Below are 8,332 nucleotides of genomic sequence, written 5' to 3'. Positions count from 1 at the left end.
CCGTTTTATCGGGGCAAGATCACTGGTTTTCCGCTACGCTCCAAACCAGCCGCAAATGCGGGCGTTATGCGTACTCGTAGGCTGTATCCATGTTGAGTAAGATCTTGATTTACATTATTTCAGCAGCGTGCTTAATTGCGTTGACTTACTGGATATATCTGTACATAACCGACGCTCCAAAAGTAGTGAGCGTTGAGCGCGGAGTAATAAGCTCACACCGTGGCGAATCAACATTTGTTGAGTTAGAAAGTGGTGCAATAATCGAAACACCGATTTATGAGAGTCAGCAAGGTTCTGAAGTGCTTGTTGTTGTGAAATCGGGTAGGAGAACGGGTAACATCTCATACCTAATATCTAAGCCTTCAAAGATCTTGATAGCAGTAGACGCTGACAGTTTCGATGAAGACGGCAATTGGAAGTAGCGCATAACAAGGCCAGTAACAGCGAGCAATTTTTCCGTCGCTTTTTCGTGGCGGGCGCTACGCTGCCACAAAAAAATCCACTCCAAAATTGCCGCGTTCTGGCGGCGTTATGCCTCACAGCCAACTTACAATCTCATTCAAATTAGGAGATAGAAAATGAAAATAGTTATCGTCATAGCACTCTTTTGTGCAGCAGCAGTTGTTCCGTCATTCGCTCAGACATCACTTTATGACCCATCAATCGAGCACGAGCCGAAGGATGGTGTCGTCAAACTGTATGGTGCTGGGGGGCCGAATACCGCCTTCAAAAAAGTCGCTGAGGTCTGGGAAAACCGTTCGGGTACCAAAGTGGAAATTATCGCCGGGCCTGAAAGCAGATGGTCTGCTGATGCCCAGGCAGATGCCGATATACTTTGGGGTACTTCGGAGCAGTCGATGACGGCATTCCTGCTAACCTACAAGACCTTCGACCCCAGCAAGGTCGAGCCGATCTATATCAGGCCCACCGTTATAGCCGTTAAGGCCGGCAACCCAAAGAATATTCAGGGCTTTGACGCGCTTCTAGTGGAAGGAATGAAAATCGTCGTTACGGAGGGCAAGGGCATCTACAACACCTCCGGAACTGGAACATGGGAAGACGTCGCCGGACGCATGGGCTCGCTGAATGACGTCGCGCAGTTTCGTAAGAATATCGTGTCGTACTCGCTCGGTTCTGGCGCCAGCTTCAATGCGTTCAAGGAGCTGGACGCTGATGCCTGGATTACCTGGCCGAACTGGCCGATCACGCACCCCGATGTATTGGAGCTTGTTCGCTTAGATGAAGACCGAACGATCTGGCGAGATGTCAATGTAGTCATCTCACCTGACGCAGACCGTGAGGCGCAGATGTTCCTAGACTTTCTGGTTACCGAAGAAGCCCAAAAGATAATGGCCACCGAAGGGTGGCGGAGATAATCGCTATTTATTAGTTGCCCCATAATTCGATGCATAACAAGGCGCTGCACCGGACGGCAATTCCGCTGCGCTCCATTGCCGCCGGTGAGCTTAGTCGTTATACAGGGCGTTCGTCTTGACGTACGTACCGAGAGGCGTACACTTGGTGAAAAGTTAAACACGCAAGAGGTGCGTTATGACCGGAATCACTGCAACTGAGGCGCGCAGCAACCTTTATCGGTTGATTGACGAGACCGCCGAGTCCCACCAACCAATCGTCATCATGGGTAAGCGGAATAAAGCTGTTCTGGTATCCGAAGAAGACTGGTCTGCTATTCAAGAAACACTTTATCTGCTCTCCGTACCCGGTATGCGGGGGTCTATTCGGGAAGGGATGGATACCCCCGTGGATGCATGCGATGAGGAGCTGGACTGGTGACATGGAAGTTGGTTTACACCAAGCAGGCCCAGAAAGATGCAAAAAAGTTGGCCTCCAGCGGCCTCAAACCAAAAGCCCAGGAACTGTTAGCGCTAATAGCGGAAGATCCTTATCGCAAGCCGCCTCCGTTTGAGAAGCTAATTGGTGATCTTGCGGGGGCCTATTCGCGTCGCATTAATATTCAGCATCGCCTGGTCTACCAAGTACTGGAGGACGAGCAAGTGGTGAAAGTCCTCAGACTCTGGAGCCACTACGAATAATGCATAACCAGCCGCTGTTGCCGGACAATTTTTCCACCGCTTCGCGGCTCCAAAATTGCCGCAAAGCTCAGCGTTAGGCTAAAAGCTTAACTTTCATTATTGCGTCTTTGTTGCTGATAGTTGGAAGGTGTCATTTTCATTTTCTTCTTAAAGAGACGACGAAATACGCTATCGTCCGTATAACCCAGAGAAAGGGCGATTTCCTTTACGGACGTATTGGTGGTTGCTAACAATGTGCAAGCATGGCTTATTCTAACCCCGTCAATAAAGGCTTTGGGGGTTTCTCCGGTTAACTCTTTTAACTTACGATTTAGCGTACGTTCAGATACAGCCATTATTTTTGCCAAATCACCAGCGCTCATGGTTTGGTAGTGTGCTTTACGAATGGTATATTCCGCTTTTGCAAGGAATGGATTGTTTGAAGCCTGATACCCCTCCGGCACATACAGGTTTTGAGATTTTGGTATCGCATCAACGACAGAAAAATCAGCCACAACCTTCGCCGTTTCAATACCAGCAAGCTTTTTCACTACATGCAATGCAATGGTAACCCAGGAAAGGGGGCCACCAGCAGTGATGATACCGTTATCATCAATTAATTCACTTGCCCATACCGCATTCGCCTTTGGGAATCGTTGCTTTAATTCATCATGTAACCACCACGTGGTAGTGCATTTTCGGTTATTAAGTAAGCCCGCCTCTCCAAGTGCAAATACACCGCTACAAGAGCCACACATGAGCGCTCCTTTTTTATATTGTGTAGCCAACCATGAGCAGGTAAGCATATCTGTAGTGGTTTTCGGTGGGTGTCCTTGACCATTTGGAATAAACCCAGGTACCAACACTGCATCGCAATGCTTAATTGAAGCAAAATCAGAGTCGACCTCAAAATTACGCCCATGCCCGTCAGTTATCGGCTGCCCATCATGATTCGCCAAAATCACGTTTGGGTGCCAGTCCACCTTCGAAAGTGCTCCATCTCCAGACTTCTGCACAAAATGCAAACCACTTAATGCAAAGATATCAACCATGCCCATAAGCCCTGATGGTAAGGCGTTATTCACTGAAAGAATCACAATTGTCGTCATTCATACACTCCAAAAAACAATGGCAGATATTGCATGTATGGTGTCTTTTTTGTCACTACTGGTCAAGCTGAGCCAAACCCTACAATGGCACCTCGATTTCAACGTAAGGGGAATTTATGAAAATTTTCAATCCTATGCGTAAAGCAAGTATTTATCTAACTGTATTTCTATTCATTTTAATGAATGCGTCTATATCACGCTCAGAAGTACCAAAACAGGAGACTATCATGAAAGAAGCAACCTATATTCCATTTGAGGCTAAGTCTGGACAAGACAAAGAGCTAACTGCTTTTCTAAAGGAAGGCGCAACATTGGTCGCGCAAACTGAACCCAATACCTTGTATTGGTATGCGCTTAAAAAAAACGATGGCAGTTTCGGAATTTTTGATTTTTTTCCAAATGAAGCGGGCCGGTCAGAGCACTTTGCAGGGAAAGTAGCAGCCGCATTAAATACCAATGCAGATACGCTCGTAGCGCATGGTTGGGATAAGGGGGTTGTTGCTAATATTTCTAACTTTAGCATTTTATCCTATAAAGAACCTGACACAGACTTAGAAAATGCTACAAGCGCAACTTATATAGTGTTAAAAGCCCAACCAGGAAAAGAGCAAGAATTACAGCAGCTATTAATCGGAGCCGCATCTGTTGTCGCACAAACTGAACCAAAAACGTTGTTATGGACATCACTTAAATTAGATAGCAACACTTTTGGTATTTTTGATACCTTTACCGATGAGGGTGGAAGAGAAGCTCACTTTGCCGGGAAAGTTGCTGCTGCCCTCAAGGCCCAAGCGGATGATCTTGTCGTTGGCGGCTGGGATAACGGTGTTCTAAACAACATTCATAATTTTGAGATTATTGCAGAAGCTGGTAAATAATTTTGGTCTTCTAGCTTGTATGCTCACAATTAGCCTGACAAAGTGTTCAACTGGACCCTTAAAAGCGCGGCGGGACGCGCAAAAAGCGCCCGCCCAAAGGCCGAGCGTTAGTTTAATAAGGAAAGGAAATCACTTGTCAGAAACACTGAGAGCTTTGAAGCCACCTGGACTAAGGTCTGGAATGATTGGCCTGATTTCCCGTTTTCAGGCACCTACTGGCGCCCTCGCCGTGGTGATCTGGTGTTCTATCGCAGTAATACAGGCATAGGCGGGGGATACCAACCACGTTGTTTTATCACTCGGCCCTGACAACGCGGACAATATTGAAGTTATTTCGTTTGGCGAAGGTTTGCAGAATCCGGCGCAGCCTGCCGTCACTCGCGGTAAGTACGTTGCTCCGCCCTGGTATTGAAGGGTTTTAACTAGCACACTGCTACACCGTCTGTGAAAGCTGGCGAATATCTTTCATCGGCGGCGCCCCAAACAGACGGCTATATTCTCGGCTGAATTGTGAGGGGCTTTCATAGCCGACCTCAAAGGCCGCTTTTGATGCATCGAGGTGTTCTGCCAGCATTAGTCGACGCGCTTCATTGAGCCGCATTTTCTTCTGAAATTGCAGTGGGCTCATCGCAGTCATACTGCGAAAGTGGTTATGAAATGCAGAGACGCTCATTCCCGAGTTATTCGCCAGGTCTTCGACTTTTACTGGCTTACTGAAGTTTTCTTTCATCCATTCGATGGTGCGGGCAATCTGGTAGCCATGGTTGGCGTTCGAGGTAATAGCGCGTAAGCGTGGGCCTTGGTCGCTTTTCAGTAATCTATAGAAAATTTCTTGCCGAATAAGGGGGGCGAGAGGCACGATATCTTCTGGCTGACTCGCAAGACTAAGAAGTCTGCAGAAGGCATCATTCAAATTTCCGGGCACCCGGCTGACTCCGATTCCGCAGCGGTCTGTCTGTTTCTTATCCGGCGTTATCTGATTATCTATCATTAGTTGTGAAATCAGGCGAAGGTCGAGTTCCATGGTCAGGCCCAGATAGGGCTTCTCGGGTGAGGCTTCAATAATTTGCGTGACGACAGGAAGCTCAACTGAGGTTATCAGGAAGTGCTCGGCGTCGTAGATGAAGGTCTCTTCTCCAAGGAATAAGCGTTTACGTCCCTGGCCGATCAGGCAAATGCTCGGAGCTAGCATATAACTGGTAGGGTCGGTGGGTTCGGTCCAGCGGTGAAGACTCAGTCCTGGTACATCGGTATCTATGCGGGCTTTCTGTCCGATAAGGCTGGCAATGAGGCCGCTTAGCTTGTTGTCCAAGGCGCTATCTGAACTACTTATTGAGGTGTTTGTGGACATTCGCTCGCCCTGTCGGCTGCTTTCGATTAGGTCTCTTTATATTAGCACTGGCTTGAGGGCAGGGTTGAGGCTCTCTGTTGTTGATTGTAGTAATAGGCAAGGATCGGCAATTTATCGGCAAGTGTGATTGTGTGTGGTGTCTTGAATAATAAGATCTCAACTGATTCGTTTGTATCACCGTTGCACCTTAGGGTTGCGATCTTTCCGCTGGAGATATTACCTATTACACTCTATTCCTCAGGCTTCTATGTTATTCAGTAGCTTCTAAGGGCTTTAATCAGAGTGTATCCAGCGGATCAACATCGATGTGCCAGCGTACTTTGTTGAAGCCTTTTAATTCCTGAAGTTGTTTCAATGCCGCATCGAGCGTCTGGTGCAAGGCCTTACGCTCGCTGCAGAACACCTGTAGCTGAAAACGGTAACGACCGTTTCGGCGTTCCATAATTGCAGGCACCGGGCCGAGCAGTGTGACGGGGGCGTCTTTCTGGCCGTATTGTTTTAACCAGTGTTGCAGTATGTGCCGGGCCTGTTCGAGAAAGCGTTGAGCCGTCGCTCTGTCTTCACATTCGCTGCGTAGCATGGCCATGTGGGAGTAGGGCGGCAGTTGCTGATCTAAGCGCTCGCGCAATATCGAGAGTGCCAGCGCGTGATAACCGTCATCGATTAACAGGTTGAGTTGCGGGTGGTCGGCATAGAGGGTCTGAATCCAGACATCGCCGGGAGACTCTGCCCGGCCAGCACGTCCGGCGACCTGCTTGATTAACTGCGCTGAGTGTTCCATTCCCCGGAAATCCGCACTGAATAATCCAGCATCGCTGTCGAGTATTACCACCAGTGTGACATCGGGAAAGTGATGGCCTTTGGCCAGCATTTGCGTACCGACCAGAATGCACGGATCACCAGTATGAATTTCTTCAAATAAATCATCGAACGCCTGCTTCGTACGCACGGTATCACGGTCAACGCGCTTTACGGGTGTTTGCGGAAATAACACGGACAGATGGTCTTCAATGCGTTCAGTGCCCTGACCGATGGGTTCAATATCCGGCGAGTGACACTCCGGGCACACTTTCGGCACGGGTTGCTGATAGTCGCAGTGGTGGCAATGCAGGTGCGGAGGATATTGGTGCAGTGTCATGCGCGCATCGCAGCGTCGACACTCTGCATTCCAACCGCATTGTTTGCACGCTAATAAGGGGGCAAAGCCACGACGGTTTAAGAATACCAAGACCTGCTTGCCGCGATTCAGGTGTTGCTGCATGGCGCTGAGTACTGGTTCGGCAAAGCCGTGCACCAGAGGTTGATGCAGAATACTGTGGAGCTTCATGCCCGGTGGTCTGGCATTTCCGGCACGACGGGTCAGTTTTAAATGCAGGTATTTGCCTGTTAATGCGTTATGCAGACTCTCCAGCGACGGCGTTGCAGAGCCAAGCAAGACAGGTACCTGAGCCTGATGGGCACGCACGAGTGCAAAATCCCTCGCCGAGTAGCGCAGGCCATCCTGCTGTTTAAAGGAGCCGTCGTGCTCTTCGTCGAGAATAATCAGGCCCAGGTCCGGCAGGGGGGTAAACACCGCTGAACGGGTACCGATCAGAATCCGCGCCTGACCTTCACGCGCCTGTCGCCAGCCTTGCAGTCGTTCACGATCATTCAGACCCGAGTGAAGCAGTGCGACGGGCACATTAAAACGTTCCTGAAAGCGGCGCACGGTCTGCGGTGTCAGGCCGATTTCAGGCACCAGCAGCAGCGCCTGTTTTCCCTGTTTTATTACCTTATCGATAAGCTGGAGATAGACTTCAGTTTTGCCTGAGCCCGTCACGCCTTCAAGCAGACAGGCCTTAAATTTCCCCAGTACGTCAGAGACTTTTTTCACCGCCGATGCTTGCTCGTCATTTAGCTGCAATGCCGGTCGGACGGATTCAGGTAGTGCAGGGACTGGCAGTCGCGTCTGTTCCTCGATTAATCCGAGTTCGGCCAGCTTACGGCACTGGGCCAGCGAAAAGCCCTGAGCTGTCAGAAATCGATGAGCAATGTATTCCTGTCGCTGAAACTGCTGCCACAATGCCAGCTGCTTGCTGCCTTTGAGTGCTGGCTCTGTATTGGGTGAGGCGATACGTTGCCAACCGCTCTCATCGGCTTCGTTCAGTCCGGCTCCGCGCCGCAGCATGGTTGGTATCCAGTGTTCGAGCACGTCACCCAGGCTGTGGTGATAGTAATCTGACATCCAGCGGGCAAGACTGAGGTCACGCGGAGCCAGTAACGGTGCGTCATCCAAGCGTGCTAACAAAGGTTTGAGCTTATTCGTGGGAACTTCACTGCTGTCACGAGTGCCCAAGACAATGCCAGTGAGCAGCTGTCTGCCAAAGTCTGCACGAACCCGCTGACCGGGTTGGTAGTTTTCTCGGGCGTCACCCTCTACCGGCAGGTAATCGAAGGTGCGTAACAGGGGGACGGGCAGAGCGACGTCGACAACATAAAAGGACATGAAAAAGCTTGCTGATACGGAATGCTCTGGTATTATGCGCGTCCTTATTGCCCTTGCAAGGGCATATTGTATCTATAACAAGCCAGTAGCGCGGTGCATACCGATATTGGGCCCAGCCTGAGAGATCAGGCGAAGAAAGTGGTCCCCGGGATGTGGCGGCGCGAAGACTGTGAGGTGATTTATGAAAGACGGTATTCATCCTGAGTACGCTACCCTGGAAGCAACCTGCTCTTGCGGTAACGTAGTTAAGACTCGCTCGACCAAGCCAGGCACTATGTACCTGGACGTATGTTCTGCATGCCACCCGTTCTACACTGGTAAGCAGAAAGTTCTGGATACTGGCGGTCGTATCGACAAGTTCCAGAAGCGTTTCGGTGGCTTCGGCGGTAAGAAGTAATCGACGCGTTCTGAAAAAGCCCGCTTCTGCGCACTGCTGTCCCACAGTTTTGGGACAGCAAATGAAAAAGCCTGACTCC

8 protein-coding genes are annotated in these 8,332 nt (G+C 49.8%); 5 read left to right on the top strand and 3 right to left on the bottom strand.

Features of this window, described 5'->3' with window-relative positions; genetic code table 11:
• Positions 1-578: 578 nt before the first annotated feature.
• The 3 genes from B2067_RS08410 (at position 579) to B2067_RS08400 (ending at position 2,054) form a co-directional block, all read left to right on the top strand.
• On the top strand, positions 579-1,376 hold the full coding sequence (locus B2067_RS08410) for a substrate-binding domain-containing protein (RefSeq protein WP_068440523.1): 798 nt from the start codon (positions 579-581) through the stop codon (positions 1,374-1,376).
• Between the two features lie 175 nt (positions 1,377-1,551).
• Entirely contained in the window at positions 1,552-1,794 is a 243-nt protein-coding gene (locus tag B2067_RS08405) for a type II toxin-antitoxin system Phd/YefM family antitoxin (RefSeq protein WP_022990187.1), read from the top strand.
• Positions 1,791-2,054, top strand: a complete 264-nt coding sequence (locus B2067_RS08400) for a Txe/YoeB family addiction module toxin (protein WP_068440496.1) — start codon at positions 1,791-1,793, stop codon at positions 2,052-2,054. The genes B2067_RS08405 and B2067_RS08400 overlap by 4 nt, the downstream gene beginning before the upstream one ends.
• 86 nt (positions 2,055-2,140) lie before the next feature.
• Here B2067_RS08400 and B2067_RS08395 read toward each other — a convergent pair whose 3' ends face one another.
• Positions 2,141-3,142 carry a GlxA family transcriptional regulator gene (locus tag B2067_RS08395; protein WP_297530850.1) on the bottom strand — a complete coding sequence of 334 codons (1,002 nt, stop codon included), beginning with the start codon at positions 3,140-3,142 and terminating at the stop codon, positions 2,141-2,143.
• A 521-nt stretch (positions 3,143-3,663) separates the two neighbouring features.
• Here B2067_RS08395 and B2067_RS16085 point away from each other — a divergent pair.
• A complete protein-coding gene (locus B2067_RS16085) occupies positions 3,664-4,020 on the top strand; it encodes a putative quinol monooxygenase (RefSeq protein ID WP_414716223.1) in 357 nt (118 codons plus the stop codon).
• 433 nt (positions 4,021-4,453) lie between these two features.
• On the opposite strand, the gene B2067_RS08385 is transcribed toward B2067_RS16085, so the two are convergent.
• Both B2067_RS08385 and B2067_RS08380 read right to left on the bottom strand, forming a co-directional pair.
• Positions 4,454-5,332, bottom strand: a complete 879-nt coding sequence (locus tag B2067_RS08385; RefSeq protein WP_301388107.1) for an AraC family transcriptional regulator — start codon at positions 5,330-5,332, stop codon at positions 4,454-4,456.
• 316 nt (positions 5,333-5,648) lie between these two features.
• Positions 5,649-7,856 (bottom strand): primosomal protein N', encoded by a 2,208-nt coding sequence (locus B2067_RS08380; RefSeq protein ID WP_297530858.1) that lies wholly within the window; start codon positions 7,854-7,856, stop codon positions 5,649-5,651.
• Between the two features lie 181 nt (positions 7,857-8,037).
• Between B2067_RS08380 and rpmE the strand changes: the two genes are divergently transcribed.
• Positions 8,038-8,253 carry a 50S ribosomal protein L31 gene (gene rpmE, locus B2067_RS08375; RefSeq protein WP_068435180.1) on the top strand — a complete coding sequence of 72 codons (216 nt, stop codon included), beginning with the start codon at positions 8,038-8,040 and terminating at the stop codon, positions 8,251-8,253.
• Positions 8,254-8,332: the final 79 nt, after the last annotated feature.

This window comes from Thalassolituus sp. UBA2590, assembly GCF_002339775.1.
GTDB lineage: Bacteria > Pseudomonadota > Gammaproteobacteria > Pseudomonadales > Oceanobacteraceae > Thalassolituus.
The sequence above is the reverse complement of the archived record's forward strand: the minus strand, read 5'-3'. Positions and strand labels throughout refer to the sequence as shown.

Excerpts from the sequence above, each read along its gene's own strand:
- B2067_RS08405 (WP_022990187.1), top strand. The coding sequence starts at position 1,552 with ATGACCGGAATCACTGCAACTGAGGCGCGCAGCAACCTTTATCGGTTG.
- B2067_RS08395 (WP_297530850.1), bottom strand. The coding sequence starts at position 3,142 with ATGACGACAATTGTGATTCTTTCAGTGAATAACGCCTTACCATCAGGG.
- rpmE (WP_068435180.1), top strand. The coding sequence starts at position 8,038 with ATGAAAGACGGTATTCATCCTGAGTACGCTACCCTGGAAGCAACCTGC.
- B2067_RS08410 (WP_068440523.1), top strand. The coding sequence starts at position 579 with ATGAAAATAGTTATCGTCATAGCACTCTTTTGTGCAGCAGCAGTTGTT.
- B2067_RS08380 (WP_297530858.1), bottom strand. The coding sequence starts at position 7,856 with ATGTCCTTTTATGTTGTCGACGTCGCTCTGCCCGTCCCCCTGTTACGC.